The organism is Arthrobacter sp. SE2 (genome assembly GCF_058244265.1).
The window spans coordinates 249,977-276,738 of the sequence record NZ_JBZAYA010000002.1; the positions used below are offsets into that span (position 1 = coordinate 249,977).

At 64.3% G+C, this 26,762-nt stretch carries 21 protein-coding genes; 16 read left to right on the forward strand and 5 right to left on the reverse strand.

Annotated features, from left to right (window positions below):
• Positions 1 to 80: 80 nt before the first annotated feature.
• Together AC4CS3_RS03900 and AC4CS3_RS03905 are read left to right on the forward strand one after the other, a co-directional pair.
• On the forward strand, positions 81 to 347 hold the full coding sequence (locus AC4CS3_RS03900) for a type II toxin-antitoxin system Phd/YefM family antitoxin (protein ID WP_490782285.1): 267 nt from the start codon (positions 81 to 83) through the stop codon (positions 345 to 347).
• On the forward strand, positions 344 to 601 hold the full coding sequence (locus AC4CS3_RS03905; RefSeq protein ID WP_490782286.1) for a type II toxin-antitoxin system RelE family toxin: 258 nt from the start codon (positions 344 to 346) through the stop codon (positions 599 to 601). The genes AC4CS3_RS03900 and AC4CS3_RS03905 overlap by 4 nt, the downstream gene beginning before the upstream one ends.
• Before the next feature lie 24 nt (positions 602 to 625).
• Here AC4CS3_RS03905 and AC4CS3_RS03910 read toward each other — a convergent pair whose 3' ends face one another.
• Positions 626 to 1,612, reverse strand: coding sequence for a S66 family peptidase (locus tag AC4CS3_RS03910; RefSeq protein WP_490782287.1), 987 nt, complete (start codon positions 1,610 to 1,612; stop codon positions 626 to 628).
• Positions 1,613 to 1,757: 145 nt separating this feature from the next.
• On the opposite strand from AC4CS3_RS03910, the gene AC4CS3_RS03915 reads away from it, so the two are divergent.
• The gene (locus tag AC4CS3_RS03915; RefSeq protein ID WP_490782288.1) at positions 1,758 to 2,294 is read left to right on the forward strand and encodes a hypothetical protein; all 537 of its coding nucleotides are present in this window, start codon (positions 1,758 to 1,760) and stop codon (positions 2,292 to 2,294) included.
• A 14-nt stretch (positions 2,295 to 2,308) separates the two neighbouring features.
• On the opposite strand, the gene AC4CS3_RS03920 is transcribed toward AC4CS3_RS03915, so the two are convergent.
• Positions 2,309 to 3,724: an NAD(P)H-quinone dehydrogenase gene (locus tag AC4CS3_RS03920; RefSeq protein WP_345449641.1), complete on the reverse strand. Its 1,416-nt coding sequence runs from the start codon at positions 3,722 to 3,724 to the stop codon at positions 2,309 to 2,311.
• Positions 3,725 to 3,869: 145 nt separating this feature from the next.
• Here AC4CS3_RS03920 and AC4CS3_RS03925 point away from each other — a divergent pair, with 145 nt between their 5' ends.
• The 6 genes from AC4CS3_RS03925 (at position 3,870) to AC4CS3_RS03950 (ending at position 12,102) form a co-directional block, all read left to right on the forward strand.
• Positions 3,870 to 4,670, forward strand: coding sequence for a purine-nucleoside phosphorylase (locus tag AC4CS3_RS03925; RefSeq protein WP_490782289.1), 801 nt, complete (start codon positions 3,870 to 3,872; stop codon positions 4,668 to 4,670).
• A gap of 104 nt (positions 4,671 to 4,774) precedes the next feature.
• Positions 4,775 to 5,377, forward strand: a complete 603-nt coding sequence (locus AC4CS3_RS03930) for a hypothetical protein (RefSeq protein WP_490782290.1) — start codon at positions 4,775 to 4,777, stop codon at positions 5,375 to 5,377.
• A 116-nt stretch (positions 5,378 to 5,493) separates the two neighbouring features.
• Positions 5,494 to 6,225 (forward strand): YcnI family copper-binding membrane protein, encoded by a 732-nt coding sequence (locus tag AC4CS3_RS03935; protein WP_490782291.1) that lies wholly within the window; start codon positions 5,494 to 5,496, stop codon positions 6,223 to 6,225.
• Between the two features lie 547 nt (positions 6,226 to 6,772).
• A complete protein-coding gene (locus tag AC4CS3_RS03940) occupies positions 6,773 to 8,377 on the forward strand; it encodes a glycoside hydrolase family 68 protein (RefSeq protein ID WP_490782292.1) in 1,605 nt (534 codons plus the stop codon).
• A gap of 106 nt (positions 8,378 to 8,483) precedes the next feature.
• Entirely contained in the window at positions 8,484 to 10,145 is a 1,662-nt protein-coding gene (locus AC4CS3_RS03945) for a glycoside hydrolase family 32 protein (RefSeq protein ID WP_490782293.1), read from the forward strand.
• Between the two features lie 208 nt (positions 10,146 to 10,353).
• Positions 10,354 to 12,102, forward strand: coding sequence for a phospho-sugar mutase (locus tag AC4CS3_RS03950; RefSeq protein WP_490782294.1), 1,749 nt, complete (start codon positions 10,354 to 10,356; stop codon positions 12,100 to 12,102).
• Here AC4CS3_RS03950 and nirD read toward each other — a convergent pair whose 3' ends face one another.
• The gene (nirD, locus tag AC4CS3_RS03955) at positions 12,103 to 12,474 is read right to left on the reverse strand and encodes a nitrite reductase small subunit NirD (RefSeq protein WP_441412274.1); all 372 of its coding nucleotides are present in this window, start codon (positions 12,472 to 12,474) and stop codon (positions 12,103 to 12,105) included.
• A 280-nt stretch (positions 12,475 to 12,754) separates the two neighbouring features.
• On the opposite strand from nirD, the gene nirB reads away from it, so the two are divergent.
• From nirB to AC4CS3_RS03970, 3 genes are read left to right on the forward strand one after another with little or no spacing between them, the layout of a single operon-like run.
• A complete protein-coding gene (gene nirB, locus AC4CS3_RS03960) occupies positions 12,755 to 15,382 on the forward strand; it encodes a nitrite reductase large subunit NirB (RefSeq protein WP_490782295.1) in 2,628 nt (875 codons plus the stop codon).
• Positions 15,383 to 15,395: 13 nt separating this feature from the next.
• Positions 15,396 to 16,430, forward strand: a complete 1,035-nt coding sequence (gene cobA, locus AC4CS3_RS03965) for a uroporphyrinogen-III C-methyltransferase (protein WP_437772956.1) — start codon at positions 15,396 to 15,398, stop codon at positions 16,428 to 16,430.
• Positions 16,431 to 16,440: 10 nt separating this feature from the next.
• A complete protein-coding gene (locus tag AC4CS3_RS03970; protein WP_490782296.1) occupies positions 16,441 to 17,601 on the forward strand; it encodes a uroporphyrinogen-III synthase in 1,161 nt (386 codons plus the stop codon).
• Here AC4CS3_RS03970 and AC4CS3_RS03975 read toward each other — a convergent pair.
• Complete coding sequence (locus AC4CS3_RS03975) at positions 17,598 to 20,768, reverse strand: GH92 family glycosyl hydrolase (RefSeq protein WP_490782297.1); 3,171 nt, start codon at positions 20,766 to 20,768, stop codon at positions 17,598 to 17,600. The genes AC4CS3_RS03970 and AC4CS3_RS03975 overlap by 4 nt on opposite strands.
• A 320-nt stretch (positions 20,769 to 21,088) precedes the next feature.
• A complete protein-coding gene (locus tag AC4CS3_RS03980) occupies positions 21,089 to 22,558 on the reverse strand; it encodes a sugar porter family MFS transporter (protein WP_490782298.1) in 1,470 nt (489 codons plus the stop codon).
• A 133-nt stretch (positions 22,559 to 22,691) separates the two neighbouring features.
• Between AC4CS3_RS03980 and AC4CS3_RS03985 the strand changes: the two genes are divergently transcribed.
• The 4 genes from AC4CS3_RS03985 (at position 22,692) to deoC (ending at position 26,719) form a co-directional block, all read left to right on the forward strand.
• A complete protein-coding gene (locus AC4CS3_RS03985) occupies positions 22,692 to 23,702 on the forward strand; it encodes a LacI family DNA-binding transcriptional regulator (protein ID WP_490782299.1) in 1,011 nt (336 codons plus the stop codon).
• Positions 23,703 to 23,776: 74 nt separating this feature from the next.
• Positions 23,777 to 24,724: an acetoacetate decarboxylase family protein gene (locus tag AC4CS3_RS03990; protein WP_490782300.1), complete on the forward strand. Its 948-nt coding sequence runs from the start codon at positions 23,777 to 23,779 to the stop codon at positions 24,722 to 24,724.
• A 177-nt stretch (positions 24,725 to 24,901) separates the two neighbouring features.
• Positions 24,902 to 25,810, forward strand: a complete 909-nt coding sequence (locus tag AC4CS3_RS03995) for an FAD-dependent oxidoreductase (protein WP_490782301.1) — start codon at positions 24,902 to 24,904, stop codon at positions 25,808 to 25,810.
• A gap of 204 nt (positions 25,811 to 26,014) precedes the next feature.
• A complete protein-coding gene (deoC, locus tag AC4CS3_RS04000; protein ID WP_234750836.1) occupies positions 26,015 to 26,719 on the forward strand; it encodes a deoxyribose-phosphate aldolase in 705 nt (234 codons plus the stop codon).
• Positions 26,720 to 26,762: the final 43 nt, after the last annotated feature.

Here is a 26,762-nt window from a genome sequence, read left to right on the forward strand (position 1 = left end):
TCCGATCTGGAACGAACCTACGTAATCGACAGTTCTGTACGCAACGTACATTTTGCCGCATTTGCCGTATCATCGAATGCATGACCGACATAGCCATCACCGAGGCCCGGAACCACCTGGCAACTATTGTGGACACCGCCCATCGCGAGCGCGAACCGGTATTCCTCACTCGCCGCGGAATTCGGGTCGCCGCAGTTATCGATTCCGCCGAGCTAGAGCATCTTCGTGAAGCCGCGGAAGAACTCGAAGATATCCGGGCCGTCGACCTGGCATGGGAAGAGATGGAACAGACCGGTCAGACGCCTATCCCTTGGGAGGACGTCAAGCGCGATCTGGGCCTGACGTGAGCTACAACGTCACGGTCCTGCCAGCGGCCCTTCGGCAACTGCGCAAGCTTCCTCCCGAGGGCCGCCGCCGGGTCCAAGCAGCCATCGAGTTGCTGGCCGAGACTCCGCGCCCGCCCGGCGCCAAGAAGCTGGCAGGGCGGGTCGAGTGGCGCGTCCGGACGGGAGATTATCGGGTGCTCTACCGGATCGACGACGGCCGACTCGTGATCGTCGTCGTTCAGGCCGGTCATCGCCGCGAAATCTACCGGGAGTAAGTCCGGCTACAAATTTCGCCGTCGTCAGTGGCGCGTGATCCTCAAAGCGCTCGATTCACCGACAGAAACTTCGGTCTCACCGCCGATCGGGAACGTGAAGATAGGCGAGGTGTGGCCGAAATCGGCATTGGCGAGCACCGGCAAGCCTGCAAGAACGGATTGTTTGGCCACGATCAACGCCAGCCGCTCCCGGGTCATTCGGCTTGCCCGCTGGAAGCGACCTATCACCAATCCCCGTATGCCCGCTGCGTCAGGCGTCTGCAAAAGCGACGCAAGGTCCCGAGCAAACGTGGCCGGGTGGCTTTCGAAGTCGTCCTCCAAGAAGAGCAACGCACCTTCCAAGGACGGCATGTTCGCAGTTCCTTGCAGGAGATTCAGCGTGCACAGATTTCCGCCGACAATCCGCCCGCTCGCAGCACCACCCTGCAACGGCCACCAGCCGCCGCTGGGAATTGGCGTTCGCCCGTCTTGGTCTCGGAACCAAGCGTCATCGGTCCAAGTCGCGGCGGGACGCACGTCCATGGGCGCCTCGCCAAAGAGCGCGTCCACAAAACACGCTTGAGTTTCCTCAAAGTGGTCCCGCATGCCGAACGTGGACCAGTGCGGCCCGGAGTAGGTAACGAGTCCGGTTCGTGCGTGAATGGCGTTTTGAAGGGCCGTGATGTCTGAGTAGCCACACAGTATCTTCGGGTTCGCCGCGATGAGCTCCCAGTCGAGATGTGGAAGCAATTCGTTGCTGCTGAATCCGCCGATCACTGTCAGGATTCCCGCTACTTCCGGATCCGAGAAGGCGGCATGAAGATCGTCAACACGCGATTGCACCGACGACGAAAGAAGCCCATCCATTTCGTCAACGTGGTCCCCGAAGGAAAGCCGCAACCCCATCTCGGCGAAACGCCTTTCGATGTGGGTGGTGTTGTCGTGCTCCATGACCACAGCGCGGCTTAGCGCGGGCGCGACCACGCGCACCAGGTCACCGCGACGAAATTTGGGCGGGTAGATAGAAGGCATGTGCTCGACGCTAGCAAACGCAATGCGCACAACCACGCCGCTAAGCGGAGGTTTTCACCTGAGGCAACGTATCCAGTTCCGCGGACCTTGACCAAGAGTCATCGTGGCCCTGTTGCAGGGTGCCGCGCTTACCTAGTATTGGCCCATGAAGGAATGGGCCCGGCAGCACCCATATCTTGCCATGGCCATCGGCTATGTTCTTTTCTTGGTGTTCGCCACAGCTGTTTGGATGGCAGTTGGACGGCACAGCCTAGGGGACTCCGCTATCACCGCCTTTGTGTGGACATTGGGCTACTGGCTTCTTGCGGTCTTCGGAATCCGGCGAAGCCGAAAGACCAGAGCCCGGCTCGAAGAAACCGGCCAAATCATGGTCTACATCCGCTACCCGGACTCCCGGCCCGGTTCGCTCAGCGGCATCTGGAACCAAGGGATCGCGACGCCAAGCGCCGGGTCTATCCATTTCCAGCCGGCGGTGTACGACACCCTGGAGCCGTCAGGACGGGCGACGACGATCAAGGTCCAGGATCTGCCACCAGAGCGCCAAAAACTCAGCGGCAAGGACCGTAAGTACATCCAGGTGAATGGAATTCAGGCAATGACCGTGTTGACGGACGAAGGCAAGTTGGAGATTGCCGCGCACCCTGAATCACTGGACAAGCTGAGTGGGGTTCTACGGCGTTAGGCCCGCTGCAACCGTCACATATGCACGTGCAGCCGTCGCGCCGCTTCCGAGATGGAACCGGTCAGCGAGGGGTACACCGTAAAGGTGCTCGCGAGGTCGTCGACGTGCAGTTTCTGCTTGACGGCAACAGCGATCGGGAAGATGAGCTCGGAGGCATTGGGGCCGATGACGACGCCACCGATCACCGTTCCGGAACCCTTGCGCGCAATGATCTTGACGAAGCCGTCCTTGGTGTTGCGCATCTTGGCGCGGGCGTTGCTCAGCAGGGACAGCATGACCACGTCGCCCTGGTATTTGCCTGATTCGAGGTCGGCCTCGGAGACGCCCACAGAGGCGATTTCCGGTGAAGTGAAGATGTTGGAGGCCACCTGGTGCAGCTTGATCGGCATGACGGCGTCGCCCAGGAAGTGCGCAACAGCAATGCGGCCCTGCATGGCAGCGACCGAGGCGAGAGCCAGAATTCCCGTGCAGTCGCCAGCGGCGTAAATGTTCGGCGCGGTGGTGCGGGAGACGCCGTCCACCTTGATGTGGCCGGACTCCGTGACAGCCACGCCCGCCTCTTCCAGCCCGATTCCGGCCGTGTTGGGAATAGAACCCACGCACACCAGGCAATGGCTACCGGTCACCACCGAACCGTCGCCGAGCGTCACCTTCACACCGGCGTCGGTCCTTTCAACCGCCTCCGCGCGTGAGCGGGACAAAACGCGCACGCCGCGGCGCTTGAAGACACCTTCAAGGACCTGGGCTGCGTCGGTGTCCGAGCCGGGCAGAACCTGGTCGCGGCTCGAGATCAGGGTGACGTTCGAACCAAGGCCGTTGTAGGCCGAGGCGAATTCGGCGCCGGTGACGCCGGACCCGACGACGATCAGGTCTTCCGGAAGTTCTTCGAGGTTGTAGATCTGCGCCCAGTTCAGGATGCGCTCACCGTCCGGCTTGGCCGTGGGCAGTTCGCGGGGGTGCGCGCCGACCGCCAGGAGGATGGCGTCGGCGGTGATTGTCTTGGTGCCGTCCGCCGTGGTGACCTCGATGGTGTGGTTGTCCAAAAGTTTTCCGGAACCCATCAGGATTTCCACATCAAGGTGCTCGAGGCCCACCCGGATGTCGTCGGACTGCTCCCGCGCGAGGTGCAGCACGCGGTCATTGATGTGGCCAAGATCCGCGCGCATGCCCGGCGCCACATCGCTGCCGTCGACGGCGAACTTGACTCCCAGCTCCCCCGCCTCGCCGACGCGGGTCATGAGATCCGCCGTCGCGATCAGGGTTTTGGAAGGTACGACGTCGGTGAGGACGGCTGAGCCGCCGAGCCCGGCGCGCTCGATGAGGGTTACCCGCGCTCCCAAGTGGGCCGCGACCATGGCCGCTTCATATCCGCCTGGACCTCCGCCCAGGATCGCGATTCGTGGTGAGCTGAAGTCAGGATGCATGGTCACAATGTTCAATTCTCACTTAATGCGGGCGGACCTGCCACTAAGCCCCACCTGAGAACCCCTCAGAGGCCGTCTACGCTGCCCAACTGCGCCCTGTTCAACAGCGCGCGCAGCACTGTAGTTTGTACCAGTGAGTAACACAGAGCTGATGAAAACAGACCCATTCGAGGCCGCCAAAGCTGCGGCCGACTACATCGCGGCGGAGACCGGCGTCGAATCCCACGACGTCGCGCTCGTGCTCGGCTCAGGCTGGGGCGCGGCTGCGGATCTCATAGGCGAGACGACGGCGACCCTCAGGGCGTCGGAAGTTCCCGGCTTCCACGCTCCTGCGGTCGAGGGGCACGTAGGCACCATCCGCTCGGTCCTGACGAAGGAGGGCAAGCGGGCCCTCGTCCTCGGCGCGAGAACCCACTACTACGAAGGCAAGGGCGTTCGGGCCGTTGTGCACGGCGTGCGCACAGCCGCGGCAGCCGGATGCAAGACCCTCGTTGTGACCAACGGGTGCGGCGGCCTGAACGAAGCCTGGACCCCCGGCACGCCCGTGCTGATCAGTGATCACATCAACCTGACCGCGGCTTCTCCCCTTGAAGGTGCCACGTTCGTGGACCTTACGGACCTGTACTCCTCGCGCATCCGCGGCCTGGCACGCGAAGTGGATCCCACGCTCGACGAAGGTGTCTACGCCCAGTTCACCGGCCCGCACTACGAAACTCCGGCTGAGGTCCAATACGCCAAGCGAATCGGCGCGGACCTGGTGGGCATGTCCACCGCTTTGGAAGCTATCGCCGCCCGGCACGCAGGCATGGAGGTCTTCGGTATCTCCCTCGTGACCAACCTGGCCGCAGGCATCAGCCCGATACCGCTGAGCCACCAGGAAGTCATCGAGGCGGGCCAGACGGCAGGCGCACGCATTTCGCGCCTCCTGGCGGACATCATCGCCAAGCTTTGATCGAGTGGCCGGGGAGCCAAGGCTCCCCGGCGATTCCGGAGTTCGTAGCACAGTAGAATTTGAGTGATTCTCCGCCGTAGCGCTCGAACCGGAAAGGACCGCCGATGACGACGTCCGCGCCTTTCCGGTTCTTGAGAACCAGCCTGATCGGCTCAATCATTCTGGGCTTGGCCGCAGGCGGCCACCTGGCTGGTGGCGGCACGCTCCCGGCACCAGCCATTTTGACGGCGCTCTGTGCCCTGACAATCCTGCCCGTCGCCATCCTGACGCGCGTCCGACTTTCGCTGCCCGCCCTAGCCGGGCTGCTGGGGGCCGGGCAGCTCTGCCTTCACTGGGCGTTCTGCGCTCTGTCAGGCGCTTCCTCTGCGGCGCAGCTTCAGCCCGGGCACACAGGACATGTTTCCTTGACGCCCGCTCCGGAAACCGTAAGCGCCATCGCCTCGACCGCCGCGGCAAGCGACTGGCAGATGCTCGCAGCGCACACCGTGGCAACCTTGGGCACGGCGCTGGTGCTCGCTCGCGGCGAACGAGCACTATGGGCGCTGGCTGCGTGGCTGCGCCCGCTGGTCCAACTACCCGCCGCCACAGTGGTCCAGCCACTTCGCGCCCCCAGCCCCCGTTCGAGCCCCGATGTTCGTCCTCGGGGCCTTCCCGGCCTCCGGCTTCCTTCCCGGCGCGGTCCACCAGCCCTGGCGTCCGCCGCCTAAGACTCTCCCCTTTCACACACGGGCAGGGACGGGCGGCAACTCCTTGCCTTCACCGGTCCGGACCTCCATCCGCCCCGGTCCCAACCGCTTTTCCTTTGCGAAAGGGCACCATTGCCATGAAGACCTCCCACCGCCGTACCCTCAAAACCGCCTGCGCCGCCACCATGGTCGCCGGGCTGCTCGCCTTCGGCGTCTCGGCCGCGTCCGCACACGTCAACGTCAATCCCGACGACCCGGCAGCGGGCGGCTACACCCACCTGACCTTCAACGTCCCCAACGAGTCCCCGACGGCCAAGACCAACAAGCTCGAAGTCTCACTCCCCACCGACACACCCTTCAACTCGGTGTCCGTGAAGCCGGTCGAGGGCTGGACGGCCGAGCTCGTCACCACCACCCTGCCAAAACCCGTCACGGTCGCAGGAGCAACGGTGACCAAGGCTGTCAGTTCGGTCGTCTGGACTGCGGACGCAGCACACCAGATCGGGCAGAATGAATATCAGGCGTTCTCGATCTCCGTCGGCGTACTGCCCGACGCCGGCACCACCATCACCCTGCCCGCTACCCAGACGTACACCGACGGCACTGTAGTGAAGTGGGACGAGAAGACCGTTGAGGGACAGCCAGAGCCCGAGCACCCGGCTCCCTCGTTCGTCACCACCGCCAGCGACGCAGCCGCATCGGCGGCTCCCACGTCCTCCCCGTCCGTGACCCCGGCCCCGTCATCTGCGGCTACGACATCCAGCGACGCCGGATCCACGGCCGGTTGGTTCGGACTCGCGGCAGGCCTCATTGGCCTCGCTGCCGGCGTCAGCGCCCTGGTGCGAACCCGCTCCACGAAGGCCAAATAGCGCCACCACCAACCACGGACCTGCCCGCGTCGGATCCCGGCGCGGGCAGTTTTGCATCTGAAGCGAGATGGTAGGAGCGGTCGGGTTGCCCGCCAGCTCACGCGCCCCCGATCCAAGCAAGCAGCACGCGACAGCCGTCGTCACGGCAATTTTCCGACTCCTGTCAAGTCAATTCACCCAAGTGTTAATGGCGTGTGAACTTTTTGAATAAATCAGATTTATTCAGAAATATTTGACCCGCCGCGCTTTCCATGGCACGCGCGCGGTGTAAAAATGTAAGCGCTTGCGCACATATGTCGGACATGTGGCCTATGGCCCGGAATGCCGCGCGAAACACGAGTTGCGGCCACATTCAGCCCGCGTCAAGCTTTGATCGGTCCCGGCAAGTCGACGTGCCAGGACCGAAGGATGGGGGCTTCCTATGAATCCTCATCCACCCGAGACGATGGCGTTCCTGACGACGCCATCGGTGTTACCGGGAACGCCGGAGTTCGGACAAGGGCTTGCGCCCAATCCCCGTAGTCCAACCTCCGCGAGAAGAGCAAGCATGAAATCTCACTCAAACCCCCACAGGCCGCGCCGCCGACTGCGGTCGGCAGCCGCTTTTGCGGTCGCTGCCGGTGTGGCCGCCACGGTACTGATGGCATCCCCGGCAGCCCAGGCGAACCTGCCTGCCGACAAGCCGGCCACCACAATGCCGGCTCCCACGCCGGGATTCCCGCTGCCGACGGTCCACACGCAGGAAGCCTTTGATCCCGCAGCAAGCTTCACGTCCAAATGGACGCGGGCGGATGCTAAGCAGATCATGGCCCAGAGCAACCCGAACGTGACCCCCGGTCAGAACTCCATGAGCCCCAGCGTCACCATGCCGGAGATCCCCAAGGACTTCCCGGCCATGAACGACGACGTCTGGGTTTGGGACACCTGGTCCCTGACAGACCAGAACGCCAACCAGATCAGCTACAAGGGCTGGGACGTCATCTTCTCCCTCGTCGCCGACCGCCACGCGGGATACGGCTTCGACCAGCGCCATTGGAACGCCCGCATCGGCTACTTCTTCCGCAAGACCAACGCCGACCCCGCGAAGGACAAGTGGAACTACGGCGGCCACTTGTTCCTGGACAACACCTCCATCGGCAACACCGAATGGTCGGGTTCCACGCGCCTCATGCAGGGTGACCACGTCAACGTGTTCTACACGGCCACCACGTTCTACGACCGTGCAGAGCGCAACGCGGGAGGCGGCGGGATCGCTCCGGACGCAGTCATCGCCAAGGCCCTCGGCAACATCCACGCCGACAAGAACGGTGTGACCTTCGACGGGTTCCAGCACACCAAGCTGCTCGAGCCGGACGGGAAGCTGTACCAGACCAAGGCCCAGAACGCCGGCTTCGCCTTCCGTGACCCGTACACCTTCGAAGACCCGGCCCACCCGGGCCAGACCTTCATGGTCTTCGAGGGCAACACCGCCGGAAACCGCGGCTCCTACAAGTGCACCGATGCCGATCTTGGTTACCAGCAAGGCGATCCCCACGCCGAGAACACCAACACGGTCAACACCACCACCGGCTCGTGGTTCCAGACCGCGAGCGTCGGCCTGGCTGTCGCCGACAACAAGGACTTGACCCAGTGGCACTTCCTGCCGCCGATCCTGTCCGCCAACTGCGTCAACGACCAGACCGAGCGCCCTCAGATCTTCATCCAGAACGAAAACGGCAAGAACAAGTACTACCTGTTCACCATCAGCCACCAGTTCACCTACGCCGATGGCATGCGTGGTCCCGACGGCGTCTACGGCTTTGTTGGCAACGGTGTCCGTTCGGACTTCCAGCCGGTGAACAACTCGGGACTCGCGCTCGGCTCGCCGACCGACTTGAACCTCCCGGCGAACAACCCAAGCGGCACCCAGTCGGCACAGCAGAACGGCCGTCAGTTCCAGGCCTACTCGCACTACGTGCAGCCGGGTGGCCTGGTGCAGTCATTCATCGACAATGTCGACGGAGTCCGTGGAGGGTCCCTCTCCCCCACGGTAAAGATCAACTTCGCCGGTGGCGTCACCCAGGTTGACCGCAGCTTCGGCAAGAACGGCCTCGGCCCGTTCGGCTACCTCCCCACCAACGTCCGCGTTGGAGGGGAAGGCCTCTACAAGTAGGCCACCGTCAATTCCGGCCGGGCGGGCAGAGGATTTGCTGCCTGCCCGGCGATTATGGGGCGCCCGGTTCACCCCGGGCGCCCCGCTCCACAACCCAGGAAGTCCCATGCTCCACTCTCCCCAACGCCCGCTCCAGCCCGCCCGCAAGGCGGTACTCGCCGTCGTCGCCGTCGTCGTGGCAATGTTCGCGAGCTCCTGCACTCCGACGCCGGACTCCTCGCGGTCCGCGACGAACCCGCCATCCGCTGTCAGAACCTCTGCACCCGCACCGTCCGAATCGGACCCGTGGCGGCCCGCCGCGCACCTGACAGCGTCGCAAAACTGGATTAACGATCCCAACGGGCTTGTCTACGAAAACGGCACCTATCACGCGTTCTACCAGCACAATCCGCACGGCAACTTCTGGGGAGATATGTCGTGGGGCCACTCCACCAGCACCGATCTGGTGCACTGGACCCAACAGCCCGTAGCCATGGAAGGCTCCGTCAGCGAGGAAATCTTTTCCGGCGCGATCGTTCCGGACACCAAGAACGCCTCCGGCTTGGGCACCGCTGAAAACCCGCCGCTGGTAGCCCTCTACACCAGCTCATACGGAGAAGGCGGGGCCCTGCCCAAGGGTAGCCAGGCCCAGTCCGTGGCCTACAGCCTCGACCATGGGACGTCCTGGACCAAGTACAAAGGCAATCCGGTGCTCAGCCTGCAGCCGGCGTCGAACAACTTCCGCGATCCCAAGATCACTTGGTATGAGCCCGGCAAATACTGGGTCATGACCACGGTGGTAGCGGACGCCCAAGTGGTGAAACTGTTCAAATCCACGGATCTGCTGCACTGGAGCTTCCTCAGCGATTTCTCCGGGGTGGGCGCCCAGGGCGGCCTCTGGGAAGTTCCCGAACTTCTCCAGATGGACGTCGACGGCGGCAACGGACTGAAGAAGTGGGTCATGATCGTGAGCATCAACCCCGGAGGCATCGCGGGAGGCTCCGGCATGCAGTACTTCGTGGGCGATTTCGACGGCACCCGGTTCACGGCGGAAAACGCGGCGAAGCCGGGTGACCCACTGACGGACTCGCAATGGCTGGACCATGGAGCGGACTTCTACGCCGCCAACACCATCTCCGCGGCTCCCGGTGGAAAGCCGGTACTGCTCGGCTGGATGGGGAATTGGGACTATGCGCAGTCCGTCCCGAGCACCCCGTGGCGCGGATCCATGGCCATCCCCCGCCAACTCACGCTCGCAGCTACCGGAAGCCGCTTCGAGCTCCATTCGACCATCGCCCCGCCCGCCGCGGATGCCCTCACGAACGCCAAGACCAGTGAAGTACATGGCGAAAACCTCACCGTCACTGACTCCACGGAGTCCCTCGGCAGCGAATTCGGGTCCCGAACCCAGCTTATCGACGCCGAAATGGACGTTGCGGGCTCAGCGGACGCCGGCATGGTGTTGCGGGCCTCGTCAGACGGAAAGGCAGGCCTCCGGATCTCGTACAACCGCGCAAGCCAGACCCTGAAAGTGGACCGTTCCGCGGCCGGAACCTCCAACTTCTCGCCGAAATTCAGCCCCTACCACCAAGCATCCGTGCCCATGAAGGACGGCAAGGTCCGGCTCCGCATCCTCCTGGATTCCTCGTCCGTGGAGGTCTTCACACAGGACGGCTCGGTAGTCATCTCGGACATTTTCTTTCCGCAATGGGGCAACACGGGTGCGGCCGCCTTCAGCTCGGGAGGCACCGCGGGCTTCGTGCTGACCAGCACCCGGATGCAACCCTGACGCTCTGCAGCCCAATTGTCCCCACCGCCACCCTCGCCTCGCAAGCTCGGCCAGGGAACCCTAGCGGCGTGGGCCCCCGCAGTTGTTGTCGTTTAGACGCCTCATGGCGACACCTACTGCTAGCTAGTTGGGTGGGGTGTCCATACTGTGACCGTCGACATAGCCCTTGACCTCGGCATTCATTCTCTTTGACGATAGCTTTATCCCTATGACATCGAGCGATGCCGAATTTGAAAAGCTGATATCCGACGCCGGCGAATGGGCTGCCCAGGATCCGGACCCAATCACTGCGGCAGCCCTGTCCGAGCTGACCGGACTCGCCTCCAGCGGCGTCGCTGCAGCCCGTCAACAGCTTGAAGACAGCTTCAGTGGAACACTGCAGTTCGGTACCGCGGGACTCCGGGCAGCCCTCGGTCCCGGTCCCAACAGGATGAACCGCGTGGTGGTGCGGCGGGCAGCGGCAGGTTTGGCGTCCTTCCTCAAGGATGCCGTTGAGGCCGCTTCCCCCGGAACGCGGCCGCGCGCCGTCGTCGGCTATGACGCGAGGCACAACTCGGATGTCTTCGCCCTGGAGTCTGCTGCCATCTTCACGGCCGCCGGGATCGACACCTTCCTGATGCCTTCAGCGCTTCCCACCCCACTGCTGGCTTACGCGGTCCGTTCCCTTGATTGCGACGGCGGCGTCATGGTCACAGCGAGCCATAACCCTCCGCAGGACAACGGTTACAAGGTGTACCTCGGCGGCCGGGCCGTGGAGGAAAGCGGCCGTGGATCCCAGATCGTGGCACCTTACGATTCGCAGATCGCCGCAAGCATCGAAGCCGTGGGTCCCTTGGATTCCATTGAACTGGCTGAATCCGGCTGGACTGAGCTGCCCGATTCCATCACCGGCGAGTATGAGGCCGCGATGGCTGGCTTGGCCGACGTCGAGAATTTCCCGGCCCGTGAGCTGAAGATCGTTTTGACCCCTATGCATGGCGTGGGCGGTGAAACCGCGGTCTCGGTTCTCAGCGCGGCCGGCTTCACGGACGTCTCGCTCGTCGAAGAGCAAGCAGCACCGGACCCGGACTTTCCCACGGTCAGTTTCCCCAACCCGGAAGAGCCTGGCGCGCTGGATCTGGCTTTGGCGGCAGCGGCGCGCTTGGATGCCGACATCGTGCTGGCCAACGACCCCGACGCCGACCGCGCGGCTGTAGCGGCAAAGGACCCTGATACGGGTGCTTGGCGGATGTTGCGGGGCGACGAAGTGGGCGCCCTGCTTGGGGCACACGTCGTGGCCCGGCACGCCGCGGATGCCCGGCAAGGCGACGCGAACCGGGGCGTTTTTGCCAATTCAATCGTCTCGTCGCGGCTGCTCTCCCGCATCGCGGCGGCGGCTGGATTCGCCCATGAGGAAACGCTGACGGGATTCAAGTGGATTTCCCGGGTACCGGGACTTGTGTACGGCTATGAGGAAGCCCTGGGCTACTGCGTGGCGCCCGAACTTGTCAGGGACAAGGATGGCATTTCCGCATCCTTGCTCATCGCAGAACTGGCGGCGGCTGCCAAGGCCGAAGGAAAGACGATCTTCGACACCTTGGACGAGATCTACCTGGTGCACGGCCTGCATGCGAGTGACCAGCTCAGCATCCGGGTGGCGGACCTTGGTTTGCTGGACGCCATGATGAACCGGCTCCGGGCCGATCCGCCGGAGTCCTTTGGCGGCTCCGCCATCGAGACCTTTGTGGATTTGGCCGAGGGAAGCGAACAACTTCCGCCTACGGACGGCCTCCTCTACCTGACCAAGGACCTCAGCCGCGTCATCATCCGGCCCAGCGGCACCGAGCCAAAGCTCAAGTGCTACCTGGAGGTCATCAAATCGGTCGGTTCCGCGGCGGAACTCGCAGAAACCCGCCACGCCGCGCGGACCACTTTGGACCACATACTCGCGGACGTCCGCGAAGCGCTGGGGCTCTAGTTAGAGTTCGACTTCGATGAAGCCGTCAACCATGCGGGTCCTGAATGCCGGAAGCCGCAGCCCGGGGTTGGAATAGCACTCACCGGTCTGCAGATCGTAGACCTCTTTGTGCAACGGCGAGGCGATGGTGGGGCGTGATCCCCGGGAACCGGTGATGCCGCGGGCCATGACGTTGGCCAAGGTTGCAGGGTCCTGCTGGGCGACTGCGTAGACATTGTCGGCGTCGACGCGGAAGAGCGCCACCTGCACGCCGTCGATCAAAGCTGCCTCGCCCCAAGCTGGCTCAAGTTCGTCCAAGGGGCATACGCGGTGCCAGCCGGACGCGGTCGGCGCGCCCATCAGTTGTTCTTCCCGTTCCAGAATGACGGTCATGTCAACCCCTCTCGCTATGCCTGCGGCCGGACAAATGCTGCCCGTTCCTTTCAGGCGTTGGCCACCGAGCGGCCATACCTTCAAGGTAGGCGGGGAGTGTTTCACCGGAATGCAGTCAATGTGTCCGGTGCGTAAAAGAGACCTCACACGTCCCGACATCCAATCGTGACCCAGAAGTTAAGACCACGAAACAAAAGGGAAACTGAAGAGAAACTGCCCGTCCGTAGTCTGAAGTGACAAGTTGCGGAGCACGTTCTGCGGCGTATGCGAAAGGCCACCAGTGACCGGACACACTTCCACCCCAGAAAACCTGCGCCGTATTGTTGTCGCCGGCGGAGGCCCTGCCGCCCACCGTTTTGCCGATGCGATGCATACCCGCGGTCTCGAGGGCTGGCACGTCACGGTCCTGACCGAGGAAGCGCATCTTCCCTATGACCGGGTCACGTTGAGCAAGGCCCTGACCGATGTGGACTATGACCTCACACTGGGCGACATGTCCATGTGGGACCACGAGGCGCTGGATCTGCGCACTGGCGAGCGGGTAATCAAGATCAACCCCGAAGCCAAGTCCGTGGAAACCGCGGCCGGCAACACTTACGACTACGACCACTTGGTGGTGGCCACCGGTTCGGACGCGGCGGAACTCCCCTTCCCCGGCGGTGAGCTCGCCCATGTCTACCGCACGCTCGACGACGTCTGGGCCATCAACAAGGCCATCGTCGAACTCACGGATAAGCTTGGCCGGACCGTCAAGACCGTGACGATCGGCGGTGGCCTCCTCGGTCTGGAAGCAGCGGCGGGCACCATGGAGTTGGGCGCGCAGGCCACCGTCATCAACGGTTCGCGCTGGCTCATGAACGCCCAGCTTGATGAGGGCGCCGGCCAGGCATTGGGCCGGCTGGTCACTGCCAAGGGACTCGAAGTTCTTACGGGAACCTACCCCGCCGAAGTATTGTCCGACGACGACGGCCAGGTCACCGGCGTCCTCATGAAAGACGGGCGCATCATTCCCGCCGACATGGTCATCGCGTCGATCGGCATCCGCCCCCGCGATGAACTGTTCCGCGCCGCTCAAGACCCCACCGCTGGCAAAGAACAGCTGTTCGAACTCGGCAACAAGGGCGGCGTGGTCATCAACGACCACTGCGCCACCCCGGTCCCCGGAATCTTCGCCATCGGTGAGGTGGCGAACTTCGGCGGGATGTGCCTGGGCCTCGTAGCACCGGCGAACACGATGGCCGAGATCGTGGCCGACCGCCTGCACGGCGGACAAGCGACCTTCCCCGGTTTCGACACGGCCACCAAGCTCAAGCTCTCCGGCGTGGACGTCGCCAGCTTCGGCGACGCGTTCGCCACAACCGAACACTCGCTGGAAATCGTCTACGCCGACCCCGCCCGCGGCGTATACCAGAAGATCGTCACCACCGACGACGCCAAGACCCTGCTCGGCGGCATCTTCGTCGGCGACGCCACCCCCTACATGAGCCTGCGCCCCATGCTCGGCCGGGAGCTCCCCGCCGAACCGGGCGCCTACCTCACTGCCGCGGGCGGCGGGGAGGCCCCCGACACCGAACTGCCCGATGACGCGATCCTGTGCTCCTGCAACAACGTCCCCGCCGGGAACATCCGCGACGCGATCAACGGCTGCGGCTCCTGCGACGGCAACACCCCCGTCCGGGAACTCGGCGAACTGAAGACGTGCTCGCGGGCCGGCACCCAGTGCGGCTCCTGCGTGCCGATGCTCAAGAAGCTCCTCGAAGGGGAGCTGAAGAAGTCCGGCATCGAAGTCTCCAAGGCGTTGTGCGAGCACTTCAGCCTCTCCCGCCAGGAACTCTTCGACGCCATCCGCGTCCTGGAACTGGACTCCTTCGAAGACATCCTGGCCAAATACGGCACCGGAGCGGGCTGCGACATCTGCAAACCGACAATCGCCTCCATCCTTGCCAGCCAGAACAGCGAATACGTCCTGGGCGCCGGGCGCGGCACCCTGCAGGACACCAACGACCGAGCCCTGGCCAACATGCAAAAAGACGGCACCTACTCCGTGGTCCCTCGCATCGCAGGCGGCGAAATCACCCCGCAGGGCCTGGGCGTGATCGCCCGCGTCGCGGAGAAGTACGGTCTCTACACGAAAATCACCGGCGGCCAGCGCATCGACATGTTCGGTGCCCGCCTCGAACAACTCCCGGAGATCTGGAAGGAACTCGTCGAGGCCGGCTTCGAATCCGGTCAGGCGTACGGCAAGAGCCTGCGCACCGTGAAATCCTGCGTGGGCTCCACCTGGTGCCGCTTCGGCGTCCAGGACTCCGTCGCCATGGCCATCAACCTGGAAATGCGCTACCGCGGCCTGCGCAGCCCGCACAAACTCAAAATGGGCGTCTCCGGCTGCGCCCGCGAATGCGCCGAAGCGCGCGGCAAGGACGTCGGCGTCATCGCCACCGACAAAGGCTGGAACCTCTACGTAGGCGGCAACGGCGGTTTCCTGCCCGCCCACGGGCAACTCCTCGCCCAGGACCTGGACGACGATACCCTCATCAAATACATCGACCGCTACCTCATGTACTACATCCGCACCGCGGACCGGCTCCAGCGCACCGCCCGCTGGCAGGAGGAGCTCGAGGGCGGCCTCAAACACATCGAAGACGTCATCATCCACGACTCCCTCGGCATCGCCAACGACCTCGAAACCGCCATGGCCCGCCACATCGACACCTACCAGGACGAATGGGCCGAAACACTCAAAGACCCAGAACGCCTTCGCCGCTTCCGCTCCTTCGTCAACGCCCCCGACCAGAAAGACGAAGCCATCACCTTCGTCCCCGAACGCGGCCAGATCCGCCCCGCCACCAACGAGGAAAAAGGCGGCGTCCTCATCGCCAGCACGATCCCCGTTCGCGGCCAGGACTAAGGAGCAAGAAGCCATGCAGCTCACCATCGACCTCACAGGCCGCGACGTTCTGGTCATAGGCTCCGCTCACGCCGCGCGGCAGGCCGTCCGGCGCTACGAAGCCGCCGGCGCCGTCGTCCATCGGCTCAGCACCCCCGACGGAGCCGACGCTGACGGCCCGCTGCCCGAACGCCCCTTTCTGGTCGCGGCCGTCGACGACGGCCAGCCCGGCTGGGAACCCCTGCTCGAACGCTGCCGGAAAACGGGGATCCCGGTCGCCAGCGAACCGGCCGCAGGCGAGTCAGGCCACGTCACCTTGGTGGGCGGCGGCCCCGGCGCGCTCGATCTGTTGACCATCGGCGCGGTCAACGCGCTGCGGGACGCCGACGTCGTCTTCTACGACCGGCTCGCCCCCTACGCGGAACTGGCGCAACTGACGTCCGCGGAAATGGTGGACGTCGGCAAGCGCCCCGGGCACCACAAGGTAGCCCAATGCGACATCGAAAAACTCATGGTCGACGCCGCCCTGACCGGGAAGAATGTGGTCCGGCTCAAGGGCGGTGATCCTTATGTGTTCGGCCGCGGCGGCGAAGAAGTCAGCGCCTGTGTGCGGGCGGGCATCCCCGTCCGCGTCATCTCGGGCGTCACGAGCGCCATCTCTGTCCCGGCGGCCGCGGGCATTCCCGTCACGCACCGCGAGGTCAGCCACATGTTCACGGTTGTCTCGGGCCACGCACCTCTGACCGAGAAGGAGCACACGCACCTGGCCGGGCTCGGCGGGACCATCGTGGTCCTCATGGGCATCGGGACCCTCCCGCAGCTCGCCGCCGGGCTCCGCCGGGCCGGGATGGACCCGGCAATGCCCATGGCCGTCGTCGAGCGCGGTTACCGCCCCGGACAACGCACTACGATCGCCGAACTCGGCACCATTGAAACCGCGGCCGCAGGCTGCACCAACCCGGCCGTCCTGGTCATTGGCGAAGTGGTCCGGGTTGCCGAAGCCAACCGCAATCACACCGAAGCCACCGCAGACCTCAACCTCCTCGCAGCTTCCCTCCTCGAAGCCTGAAAGAACACACATGACTACGTTGAATGCCCTAGATTCCATCGATGCAGGCTCGCCGTTGGCCGCCCCCGTACCAAACGACGATGCGCCGCTGGACGGTTTCCGCATCGGAGTGACTTCACACAGGCGTTCACGTGACTTGATTGAGGCGCTTGAACGGCGCGGCGCTTCCGTGTTGCACGCTCCGGCTTTGAAGATCGCGCCGGTCCAGGAAGACGTCACGCTCATCGAGGACACGAAAACGATCATCGCGGCCAAGCCCGATATCTGCATCGCCACCACTGCCTACGGCATGCGGCGCTGGTGCGAGGCTGCGGACTCCTTCGGCATCGGCGAGCAACTTCTCGACGTCCTGGCTGCCTGCCGCATGTTCGTGCGCGGACCAAAAGCCCGTGGTGCGGTCCGCGCGGCAGGCCTTGCCGACGTCGGGATCAGCAGTGACGAAACCACCGCCACACTGGTGGACATGCTCCTTCAGGAAGGCGTCCGCGGCAAGACCGTCGCCGTGCAATTGCACGGCTACACCGATGTGCGCCAGTTGGAGCGCCTCCGCATGTCCGGGGCAACGGTCCTCACCGTCACCCCCTACCGCTGGGTAAAGCCCGACGGCGAAGACAAGCTGCCGCGCCTGATCGAAGCCGCCTGCAGTGGAGACTTGGACGTGCTCACCTTTACGAGCGCACCGGCCGTAGACGCCATGTGGAGCACTGCCCACGAAATGGGCATGTACCGCCAGCTGATCGAGGCCCTCAAGACCCAGGTGACGGTCGCCGCCGTCGGGCCCGTCACTGCACAGCCGCTGATCGACGCCGGGCTTGCCCCCCTCATCCCGGACCGCTACCGCATGGGTGCGCTCATCCGGCTCGTCACCGAACATCTGGCCCTGAACCATGTGCGCCGGCTCGACACTCCTGCAGGGAACATCGAGCTGCGCGGCCGCTGCTTGAGGATCGATGGTTCCGTGGTGGAACTGGCCCCGGCTCCGCTGCTCCTGCTGCGGGCGCTTTTGGGAGCCGGGGGTGCCGTGCTGTCCCGCGAGGCGCTTTCCGATCTTCTGGAACTGCGTGGCTCGGTCCATGCCCTGGACATGACGGTGAGCCGTTTGCGGTCCTCGCTCCCGGACGGAAAGCTCGTGGAAACCGTGGTCAAACGGGGTTACCGGCTCCGCGTCTAGGATCTCGCTCGACGGCGCCGGATAACGATCGCGATTGCCGTTCCGGCGAGCACGAGCAGCGTAGCGAGCAGCCCCAGCCCGGCCATGCCGAATCCTGTCGTGGCAAGGCTGCCGTCCCTAGTGAAGGTCGTCGTAACCACGGGATCGGTACCGCCGTCTCGGACGGTCACGATCAGCGATCGCGCCACTTCCACATTGCCTGCGAGGTCCGTCGAGCGGTACGAGATCGAATGACTTCCGACGTTGTCGAACTTCACCCCGTCCGCGGGCGCTGGCTTCCATTCCCCTTCGCCGATTCGATATTCGGTGGATGCAACGCCGGAGAGGGCGTCCTCCGCATCGAACACGAGCTTGGCCGTTGTGACCTTCGCATCGGCGGCGAGTGATTGAGCTGTGGTCACGGGGGCGGTCATGTCGATTGCCACACGCGCACGTGCGATCTCCGAGATGTTGCCGGCTTTGTCGATCGCGCGCGCCTCGAGAGTATGAACACTCTCCGCCGCGAAGAGGATCTCCGTAGTGTATGGCTGCCACTCACCGCCGTCGAGACGAGTCTCGACGCTTGGCGTCCGCGAGCCGTTGTCATCCGCGGCGACCGAAACGGTGACCCCGACGGTGTGCCAGCCGGATGCCGGAGTCGCCGGTGCCGTGTTCAACCGCACCGTTGGCGCAACCTTGTCGACATCCGACGAACACGGAGCCTTCGGACGGTCGGCGCTGGCCTCTCCCCAGGTCGTGGACGCGTCGGCGGTGAGCGTCACCTCGAGCGTTCCGCCCTCCTTCAGCCGATCCCAGTTGGTGTAACTCGCGCTTTGTGGAGTGCCGTTGAACGAGACGCCGTCAATGTACTGCAGTTTCGATCCGTCGGCGCCGTCTGCCTTGATGGTCAGAGTCTTGTCGCCGAGGTCGAGGTCCAGCCGCGGAAAGCGTGGAGCGTGCAGCAGCAGATCACCGGAGCCAGGGACCGATGGATACATGCCGAGCGCCGAGAAGGCGTACCAAGCCGACATGGTTCCGAGATCGTCGTTTCCGGTGACACCATTCGGCTTGTTGGTGAAAAGCGTCTGGGCCGCCCGGTTCACCGCCGACGCCTTCGCAGGTTCCCCATAGAAGTTGTACATCCACGCGGCGTGCAGGTTCGGTTCGTTGTTCGGGTTGTACTCGATCCGGTTGTAGTCAAGCGCTCCGGTGACCCAGGATCCCCTCGCGGCGCCGGCCGGATCGGTGAAGACGCGTCCAATGTCGAAGAATTTGTCGAGGCGGCTGATGGCCTGAACGACTCCGCCGATGGCGTCCGCGAGTCCGTCCGCATCCTGCCAGGCAAGCCACTGGTATTGCCACGCCGTTCCTTCCTCGAATCCCCCGGCGGCGGCGCCCCAGCTGCCGTCGGCGTTCTTCGCGCGGGGGAAGCCTGTGTACCCCGTCTCGGTCGCCGCCGCGTTCCACACGTTCTTCCAGTTGCCCGCACGAGCGGCGAGACGCTGGGCCGAGGCACTGTCGCCGAGCCGTCCGGCGACGAGCGAGACCGCGCAGTCGCCCACCGCGTACTCCAGGGTCGCCGAGCCGCCGTGATGTTCGTCGGTGTCCATGCCCTTCTTCGGCGCTCCGGGGGCGTGCGGAACATAGCCTTTCGCGATGTAGTCGGCTATGGCGGAGCGCCCGGCGAACTGGCTCGCGGCGGGAGGCGCAGTGTCGACGTTTTCCAGCAGCGCGCTGAGCAGGAGCTTCTCGTCGAGTTCGACCGCCCGGCCGGACCGGGTGTCCTCGGCGGCGAGCGTCACACCACCGGTCACCGCGCCGTAGCGCCAGAGGTCGGCCAGGAACGGTGAGACAGGGTCGCCCGTCATGACATTGGCTTCATAGTTCGCGTACGCCCAGCGCGGCAGCCAGCCGCCCTGCTGCTGAATCGTCAGAACGCTCCTGGCCATATCCCGCGCGCGTTCCGGCTGCAACATCGCAAGCAGCTGATTCTGTGAGCGGTAGGTGTCCCACAGCGAGAACCACTGGTAATAGGTCCAGCCGTCCGCCACATGGTTCTTGTCGTCGAAGCCGCGGTAACGGCCGTCAACGTCCGTCGAAGTGATGGGCTGGAGGAAAGCGTGGTACAGCGCGGTGTAGAAGGTGACATTGTCGTTGGCGGTGCCTCCGTAGGTAGAGGCTTTCCGGAGTTCGGTGTTCCACCCCGCGACCGTCGCATCCTTAACGGCGTCGAAAGGGATGACGGCTCCGCTGTCATCGAGTCCCTCCTTAACGAGGTTGGCGATGGCGCCGGCCATACCGGTGAAGGAGAGTCCGGTCGAGAGCTGAACTGTGCGGTTCTCGCTGGTGTCGAAACTCACCCAGGCGCCCTTCTGCCCGGCGCCGGATGGCTGAGCGGTCGACCCCGGGATGCCGCCGGTCTCATTCCAGGTTCCCGAGGACGCGAAGGGCCGGTCGAACCTCGTAGCGAACCAGGTGGTGTACTCGAAGTCCTTCCCCGAGCAGAATCCCTGCACGCGGATCTCGCTCACGAGGGTGCGGTCGCCGACGATTGTGATCGAGGAGTTCTTCACCTTGAGAGTTTGATTGGCCTGACCGGTGTTGAGGAACACATTGGCGTTGCCGGTCGCGGGGAATGTGTATCGCTGCACCCCGACGCGGGTGGATGCGGTGGCTTCGACGTCGATTCCACCGGAGGAGGTGAGCCTGGTCTTGTAGTAGCCGGCGGTACCGATCTCGCCGTCGTGGGTGAGGGTCGCGGCATATCGGGTGTGGTCGAAGGTGCGCCCGTTGGAGGTGTCGAACGATTTGCCGGGGCCGACCTCGCCGGTCGTGGGGAGCACGGAAAGCAGGCCGCCCTGTTCCCAGCATCCGGCGCCCGAGAGGTAGGAATGACCGAAGCCCCGAACCGTCGTGTCGTCATATTGCCAGCCCGCGAAATGTTTGCCAGTCGGACTCACCTGGGCCATGCCGAACGGCGCCGACGCACCGGGGAAGGTGTTCCCTTCGTCCTTGGTGCCGATGAAGGTGTTGACGGATGCGGCGGGGTTGGCTATGGGTCCAGCCGCGGAGGCCGGCTGCGCCACAAGGGCCGGGCCGATCAGCCCCGCCGCAAGAGCGACCGCAAGGGATGCCGCTGCGTGCGCCTTCAGGCCTCTGGCCCGTCTCGCCAGGATACGAATCTTCATTTGCTCTGTCCTCCTTGACATAGCGAATAAGAACGTGGAAACGTTTCCATGCGACGATATCCCAGTATCCATGTGGCGTCAATCGTGCTCCGGCACGCCGTCTGATGGCCTTCGAATGCGCCGGACAGACAAGCGTTGTTGGCGTGATCGTTGGCGCTGAGGAGGGTGAGGTCGGAGGCGATGGCACGGATCGTGCCGCAGCAGACCCGTGCCACTCGACGCCGCCGGCTACAAGAACAGGAACGTCGCTACTGCCAGATCAGCAAACGCCGTGATCGCTTGGACCCACCAACTATCAGACACACCCCAGGTCCTTCCCGCTACGAACCAACCGGTGCCTGCTTCTTGTGGACCAGGTAGATGGCACCGGTGGTGACGTCTTCCTCCAGCGCTTCCAGGGTCCGGCCACGGGTTTCGGGGACCTGCTTGACGACGAAGACCAGGGCCAGCGCCCCGACGACGGCGAAGAGGAAGAATGTGCCGGTGATCCCGACCCCCGCGACCAGCGACGGGAAGAACAGCGAAAGGAAACCGTTCACGACCCAGAGGAAGAAGATCGAGACGCCGGTACCGAAGCCGCGCATGTGCAGCGGGAAGACCTCCGACAGGTAGACCCACACCGCGACGTTCAGGAATGTCTGCATGGACCCGACGAAGGCAACCACCAGGAAGAGGATCACGTACGGGCGGATCGGGTTGCCCACGGGCAGCATCATTGAGGCGAACCCGATCAGCAGGTGGCAGCTGGTGGTCAGAGTGAGCCCGAGGATGAAGGTCTTGCGACGGTCGATCCGGTCCATCAAAGACAACGCGATGACGCCGCCGACCACCGCGATCACGCCGGGCGCGATGTTCGCGATGAGCGCGCCGCTCTCGTTGAAGCCCGACTCGACGAGCACCGTCTGGCCGTAGTACATGATCGAGTTGATCCCGGTCAGCTGTTGGGCGACGCCCAGGCCGATGCCAACGAGCAGAATGCGGAACAGGTTCTTGTTGCTGAAGACCGCACGCCAGCCGATCTGCTGGCTTTCCCGCTCCTCCTTGGCGACGTTCTCGACCTCGCCGAGCTCGGCGAGCGCACGGTCCTCGGAGCGGACGGACCGCAGTACCTTGAGGGCCTCATCGTGCCGGCCCTTCTCGACGAGCCAGCGCGGCGACTCAGGCACACGGAGCATGCCGAAGAACAGCGCGATCGCCGGCAACGCGCAGACCGCAAGCATGATGCGCCACACTCCGGGGACGTCGCCCCATACGATGCCAATGATGGCGTTGACGACGAAGGCAGCCAGCTGGCCGACGACGATCATGAGCTCGTTGCGGCCCGCCAGGGAGCCGCGAATCTCATACGGGGCCATCTCCGCCAGGAACACCGGGACCACCGCCGAAGCGCCACCGACGGCGAGACCAAGCAGGACGCGGCCGGCCACGAGCACCCCGAAGCTCGGCGTGAACACGCACACCAAGGTGCCGGCGAAGAACAGCACCGCTAGCAGAATGATCGTCTTGCGGCGCCCCCACCCGTCGGAGATGCGTCCGCCCGAAAGCGCGCCGATTGCCGCCGCGAAGACGAGTGAGCTGGCAACGATGCCCTCGGTGAACGGTGTGAGGCCGAGTTCGGCCGTCATTGGCCGGAGCGCCCCATTGATGACACCAGTGTCATAACCGAAGAGCAGGCCACCGAAGGTTGCAATCAGTGCGACCAGGCCAAGGCGCTTACGATGCGGGCCGTTGGTCAGTGGAGGAAGCGCGACTGCGCTACTGACTCCCCTGTGGCTTTGCGTAGCAGACATCAGGACTCCTTTGTCTTGTGATGCGGGTCATACACCCGCTCTGAATAACAGACTAACGCGCGAAAGACTTAAATGTAAGGTCAATCTAACAAATGACTTAATTGAGACTTCCTCGCCGTGGGAAGATGAGGGCATGGGTCTTGACCGGCAGCTCCGTCCCGCTACACAGAGCGATGTGGCTCGTGAAGTCGGTGTCTCCCGCACGCTCGTGTCTTTCGCCTTCCGCGATGCTCCCGGTGTTAGCGGCGAGACGAAGCAAGCAATCTTCGACGCGGCAAAACGTCTCGGTTACCGGCCCAACGCGGCCGCTGCCGACCTTGCACGCAAGCATCGCTCCGCCGTCGGGCTCTATTTGATGGACATCCACAACGAGGTTTATGCCGATATCCTCAGCGGCGTAAGGATGGCACTCCCCCAAGCCCGCAACCGGCTCATCCTCAGCGTCTCCCAGTCTATCGACGGCGTGGACGCGGGAGCCGTGGACTCGCTGATTGAGGCGCGGGTGGGGATCATCATCGCCGCAACGCTGCTCGACCCGGACGAACGGGTGCAGGAACTTGCACAAATAGTCCCGATCGTCAGCGTCGCGCGGCCCGTACCCGGCGTCGACAGCGTGTATTCGGACGACGACGCCGGCGCCCGCGCCGCCACCGAACACCTTCTCAGCCTTGGACACACCCGGATCGCCCATCTGGCCGGACCCGACTACGACGGCCATACGGTCCGCCGAAGGAGCCACGAGAAGACAATGCGCGGCGCAGGAATGGTTCCCCGGACCGTACCGGCCGATGACTTCACGCAAGATGCCGGAATGCGTGCCGCAGTTGAAATCCTTGACTCCGCGGACCGCCCGACAGCCATCTTCACGCACAATGACCAGTTCGCATTGGCAGCACGAGAAGCCGCCTACGCGAGGGGCATGGCCATTCCCGGAGACCTGTCACTGGTGGGCTACGACAATTCACGGACCGGCCGGCTCCACGGGATCGACCTGACCTCGGTCGATCTCCACGCAATAGAACTGGGAAACATCGCCGGAGCCGTGGCAATGAACCGGCTCAACAATCCCGAGGCTCCCATCGCGGACGAGCGCCTCACGCCCGAGCTGGTAGTCCGTAGCTCAACGGCGGCGCCCAGGCGCTAATTCCTCGTCATGGACAGATGCCCGGCACGGTGGGACCATGGCCGTAGATTCGATCTTGGTCCGGAGGAACGGCCATGAAAAACTTCGCACAGCTTCACGCGGCGATGCACAGGGCCCTCCACAGCTTGCTCCCCTCCCCGGTCCCACGCCGCCAGATCAAACTCAGCGGCCAGTACGCCAAAGCGGATGGCGTCAATCACGTGATGCCGCTCAAGTCGAACGACTCCCCCATGCTGATCGCGGCATTTTCCATCAACAAACGCGCCGCCGCCGGGCTGCTCCCAGGCAAGGAAATACGACCCTTCAGCCTCGGCGGCAAAGCCCTGCTGATGGTCATGGTGGTCAACCACACGTCGACGGACATCGGCACATACATCGAACATTCCCTGGCCATTGCCATCACCCACGGCAGCCGGCCCGTCCCGCCGTTTCTGCCGCTCCTCTTCCAGAAGTCGTTCAGGCTTGGCCAGTTCGTGGTGGACCTGCCGGTCAACACCGAAATCTCGGTCAAATGCGGCAAGGGAGTCTGGGGCATGCCCAAGCATCAGGCCAACCTCGACTTCGTAGTCACGGACGCCACCGTCTCAGCCCAGTACGACCAGGACGGAAGGCTGGGCTGCTATATCGAAATCGCAAAGCCTGCTCCGGTCGGGCTCCCGGTGAGGCTCGCGGTCGCCAACTACGGCGCCTTCCGTGGAATGCTCTGGAAGTCGGACAGCTATGTAGAGGGCACCGCTAACGTCGCCTACGGCGGGCAGGCCAAGGCGCGGCTCGTCCTGGGCGACGCTCCCGGCGTCGCGCCCTTGAAAACCCTCCACGTGGCACCCAAGCCGGTGTTCACCGCCTGGCTTCCCGAAGCTCATAGCCTCCTGGACGACCACGTCGAAGCGTGGTTCCTCACGGCTACCACGGAAGCAGGTGCGGCGGCCCTGCGCGGCGGAGGCACGATGGACAGCGTAGTCGGGCTTGGCCAGAGCAGGGAGTGGCTGGCACCTCCGGACCGCTCCCTCACAGCGCACTAGGCGTGCAGGATTGACGCCGCGGCGGCGCCTGTGTGATCCAGCTCATTACCGGCTGGTAACCATCAGGGAACGGGCCACCGCCAAATGGCAACAACAGGGAAACACCACCGAAAAACCCCCCGCCTACGCTAGGCACAGGCACATCAACCACAGCTCAGTTCAGCGAAGGGACCCACCATGTCCATCACCCCGTCCGCAGGCACCATCCACCTCGTCATCGCAGGAGCCGGGCCGGCAGCCCAGGCCCTGGTCCGTCGACTGACAGGCAGCAGCACTACTTCGCGACAGCCCGGAACGGCAGTGTTCCATGGCACTATCACCGTCCTGAGCAACCGCGACGAGTGCCCCGATGCCCTCCTGGAGCTAACCGCCCTACCCCAAGTCTCCGTGCGTTTCGGCCAGGCCGCGAGCTTCATCGATGTCCAGGCCCGCACGGTCAGCACCACCGAAGGCCTCGAGTTCCCCTACGATCAGCTGGTGATTGCGACCGGCTCGTCCCCCATGTACCCGCCGGTCCAAGGCGCAGCTTGCAGCCTCAACTACTCCACCATCGACGACGCCGAGCAGATCGGCACCGCGGTCAAGGACATCACCAGGGTCCTGGGCCGTCGTCCGCTGGGGATTCTGGTTGGCACCGGTCCGGCGGCCGGCCAGGCCGAGGCCGTGCTGCGCGCCCGCGGAGTCCGCCCCATCCGAACCACTTTGCGTCCAGCTGCCGTCATGCCTTCCGTCGCCGGTTCAGTCCTGCCTGCTACCGGGATCGTCTTCGAGGACGGGAGCAGCATGAACGGCGATCTTGTGGTGCTCGCCGAGGAACGGCTCCCCCGCAATGGGCTCGCTGAAAGCGCGGGCCTGCAGACAGCTCCCGACGGCGGCATCAGGGTGGGGCGCGATTTCTCCACATCGGTGCCGGGCATCTGGGCGATCGGGGACGCCGCCTCGCGGGACGGCATGCGCCTGGGGCTCGTCTTCTCCTCGAATGCCGCCGCGGCACACTGCGCTGCCCGGCTTGAGGAAGACGCCAGGCTCCGCACTTCCAGTCCTACACGGCCTCCGCGTTCCGCACGCTCCGCCGCAGCGGCCTGAGGGGACGCGGGCCTGAGGGGCTAGCGGGTCCAAGGCGAGGCTGGGGGCCTGAGGGTGGGCTGGGGCGGGAGTCTCAGGGAGCCCGATACCCGGCCCGCCAGCCCCGCTGAGGGAGCCTCCGCGGCAGCCGGGCAGTGTGGCAAGATGGTCATTTGACGAGCCGCGACCCTTGCGGCACACCGGGCCCGCCACGGAAGGACCTCCATGAGCAACGAAGCCTCCAGCGCACTGGACAACAGTGCAAGCATCGCTTCATACATCGACCACACTCTTCTCAAGCCGGAAGCCAGCGAAGCCGAAGTGCGCCAAGTCTGTGCCGAGGCGGCCGAGTACAAGTTCAAGTCGGTGTGCGTCAATCCGATTTGGGTCAAGACCGTGACGAAGGCACTCAAGGGTTCCGGAGTGCTCACCTGCTCGGTTGTCGGCTTTCCGCTCGGCGCCACTCCCAGCGACGTCAAGGCTTTCGAAGCACGTGGCGCCGTGTTGGACGGTGCGGATGAAATCGACATGGTGATCAACATCGCCGCGGCCCGTGCCGGCGACAAAGGCGCATTGGTGGATGACATCACGACCGTAGCGGAGGCTGTCCACGCCGGTGGCGCCATCCTGAAGGTCATCATCGAGACTGCCCTGCTAAATGACGAGCAGAAGGTCCTGGCCTGCGAGGCATCGGTGGAGGCCGGGGCGGACTTCGTGAAGACCTCAACCGGTTTCAACGGTGGCGGCGCCACGGTGGAAGACGTGGCCCTCATGCGCAAGACAGTGGGCCCGGATCTCGGCGTCAAGGCCTCCGGTGGAGTACGTTCCCTGGCCGATGCACAGGCTATGATTGCTGCTGGTGCAACACGTATCGGTGCGAGCTCCGGAATTGCCATCGTCAAAGGTGAACAAGGTTCATCCGCGTACTGAGTTTCCGGCAGCCGCCATAGTTTTTGAGCCCCCCGGGGCCGAG

Excerpts from the sequence above, each read along its gene's own strand:
- nirD (WP_441412274.1), bottom strand. The coding sequence starts at position 12,474 with ATGACCGTCATTCTGGAACGGGAAGAACAACTGATGGGCGCGCCGACC.
- AC4CS3_RS03985 (WP_490782299.1), top strand. The coding sequence starts at position 22,692 with ATGGGTCTTGACCGGCAGCTCCGTCCCGCTACACAGAGCGATGTGGCT.
- AC4CS3_RS03900 (WP_490782285.1), top strand. The coding sequence starts at position 81 with ATGACCGACATAGCCATCACCGAGGCCCGGAACCACCTGGCAACTATT.
- AC4CS3_RS03950 (WP_490782294.1), top strand. The coding sequence starts at position 10,354 with ATGACATCGAGCGATGCCGAATTTGAAAAGCTGATATCCGACGCCGGC.
- deoC (WP_234750836.1), top strand. The coding sequence starts at position 26,015 with ATGAGCAACGAAGCCTCCAGCGCACTGGACAACAGTGCAAGCATCGCT.
- AC4CS3_RS03910 (WP_490782287.1), bottom strand. The coding sequence starts at position 1,612 with ATGCCTTCTATCTACCCGCCCAAATTTCGTCGCGGTGACCTGGTGCGC.
- AC4CS3_RS03925 (WP_490782289.1), top strand. The coding sequence starts at position 3,870 with ATGAAAACAGACCCATTCGAGGCCGCCAAAGCTGCGGCCGACTACATC.
- AC4CS3_RS03930 (WP_490782290.1), top strand. The coding sequence starts at position 4,775 with ATGACGACGTCCGCGCCTTTCCGGTTCTTGAGAACCAGCCTGATCGGC.
- AC4CS3_RS03975 (WP_490782297.1), bottom strand. The coding sequence starts at position 20,768 with ATGAAGATTCGTATCCTGGCGAGACGGGCCAGAGGCCTGAAGGCGCAC.
- AC4CS3_RS03940 (WP_490782292.1), top strand. The coding sequence starts at position 6,773 with ATGAAATCTCACTCAAACCCCCACAGGCCGCGCCGCCGACTGCGGTCG.
- AC4CS3_RS03970 (WP_490782296.1), top strand. The coding sequence starts at position 16,441 with ATGACTACGTTGAATGCCCTAGATTCCATCGATGCAGGCTCGCCGTTG.
- AC4CS3_RS03990 (WP_490782300.1), top strand. The coding sequence starts at position 23,777 with ATGAAAAACTTCGCACAGCTTCACGCGGCGATGCACAGGGCCCTCCAC.
- cobA (WP_437772956.1), top strand. The coding sequence starts at position 15,396 with ATGCAGCTCACCATCGACCTCACAGGCCGCGACGTTCTGGTCATAGGC.
- AC4CS3_RS03945 (WP_490782293.1), top strand. The coding sequence starts at position 8,484 with ATGCTCCACTCTCCCCAACGCCCGCTCCAGCCCGCCCGCAAGGCGGTA.
- AC4CS3_RS03980 (WP_490782298.1), bottom strand. The coding sequence starts at position 22,558 with ATGTCTGCTACGCAAAGCCACAGGGGAGTCAGTAGCGCAGTCGCGCTT.
- AC4CS3_RS03915 (WP_490782288.1), top strand. The coding sequence starts at position 1,758 with ATGAAGGAATGGGCCCGGCAGCACCCATATCTTGCCATGGCCATCGGC.
- AC4CS3_RS03995 (WP_490782301.1), top strand. The coding sequence starts at position 24,902 with ATGTCCATCACCCCGTCCGCAGGCACCATCCACCTCGTCATCGCAGGA.
- AC4CS3_RS03935 (WP_490782291.1), top strand. The coding sequence starts at position 5,494 with ATGAAGACCTCCCACCGCCGTACCCTCAAAACCGCCTGCGCCGCCACC.